The sequence below is a fragment of the Falsiroseomonas oryzae genome (assembly GCF_027856955.1).
Classification (GTDB): domain Bacteria; phylum Pseudomonadota; class Alphaproteobacteria; order Acetobacterales; family Acetobacteraceae; genus Falsiroseomonas; species Falsiroseomonas oryzae.
The window spans coordinates 1-1,368 of the sequence record NZ_JAPSMD010000783.1 but is presented as its reverse complement, the minus strand read 5'-3'; the positions used below and the strand labels follow the sequence as shown (position 1 = coordinate 1,368).

Below are 1,368 nucleotides of genomic sequence, written 5' to 3'. Positions count from 1 at the left end.
CGCCGGCCCGAGCGGCACCCAGGCCGCGCCCGCCGCCCCCGCGCCGGCCTCCGCCCCCGCCGCACCGCCGGGCGCCACCGGCTTCCAGGAGATCCGCCTGAACCAGCACCTGGTGAATGCGGATGGCAGCTACCGCCACCTTGATATCGGCGTCTCCGGGCTGGTCTCCGGCGGCGGGCTGTGGCGGCAGATCCGGCTCAAGATGTTCGACCGCCGCGGGACGGTGGGGCTGGAGTTCCGGGAGATGGCAGGCTGGCCGCAGATGTTCGATTCCTGGCCGGCCGGCCGCAGCGACAGCTACGGCCCGTTCTGGCGGCTGGAGAACGACGGCGCGGAGGAGGCGCTGGCGGCCCTGGTCACGCCGCATGACCGCGCCCTGGTCGCCGCCCTGCTCGAGGTGCTGCCCGAACTCGCCAGCCGCGCCGCCGGAAGCGCCGGTCTCGCCAGCGCAGAGGCCGAAGCCTGGACCGCCCGTGCCCGACGCCTGGTCGCCGCCGTGGCGACCGCGCGCGGAACACGACCGCTGAGCTGATCGACCGCGCCCGGAACGCTGGGCGCGACCCGCCGTTGTGGTCGCGACGTCGCCGCCCCCTTCCGGGCGGCGCGCCCGGCAATGCGAGGAGCGGGAAGCAGCATGAGCGATCCCACGGACAGGACCACGGCGCAGCCACGGCTGGATCCGAGCGGCCCGACGGGGCTGCGCGAGGCGCGGGAGGATCTGCGCGCCAGCGGCAGCGAGGCGAAGCGGGATCTCCGCCAGGCGGGCGAGGACCTGCGCAGCACGGCTGAGGGGGCACGTCAGGCAGCCAGCGAAGCCGCCTCCACCGTCGCCGCCGAGGCCCGCGCGGCAGCCGAGACGGTGAAGCGCGAGGGTGCGGCCGTCCTGGACACGGCGCGCAGCCGCGCCGAGGAGATGGCGCAGGAGGGCGTGCGCACCGGCGTGCAGCAGGCCAGCGGCATCGCGCGCGCCATCCATCGCGCGGCCGACGAGTTGCAGGGCGACAGCCCGCAGCTCGCCCGCACCGTGCACGATGCCGCCGGCGCCATCGATCGCCTGGCGCAGTCGCTGCGCGACCGCAGCCCTGGCGAGATGCTGCGCGGCGTGGAGGACATGGCGCGGCGACAGCCTCTGGCCTTCTTCGGCGCCGCCGCCCTGACCGGCTTCGCGCTGGCGCGCTTCGCCCGTTCCTCTGCGACGCACCGGCCCGGCACGGGGTTCGCCACCGCCGGGCAGGATGGCCGCGCCGGCGTGCCGCATGCCGCCGCGTATGCGGCGACGCGGCGCGACACGATGCACGACATGCGCACGGCCGGCACCGGCGCGACCGGCAGCATCGCCGGCGACCCGATGTCCGACCAGGGCGCCAT

At 76.3% G+C, this 1,368-nt stretch carries 2 protein-coding genes; both read left to right on the top strand.

What is annotated here, in order from left to right; translation table 11 throughout:
• On the top strand, nucleotides 1–532 hold a 532-nt coding region (locus OZN99_RS31645; protein ID WP_270939157.1), incomplete at its 5' end, for a hypothetical protein.
• Nucleotides 533–634: 102 nt separating this feature from the next.
• On the top strand, nucleotides 635–1,368 hold a 734-nt coding region (locus OZN99_RS31640; protein WP_408611992.1), incomplete at its 3' end, for a hypothetical protein.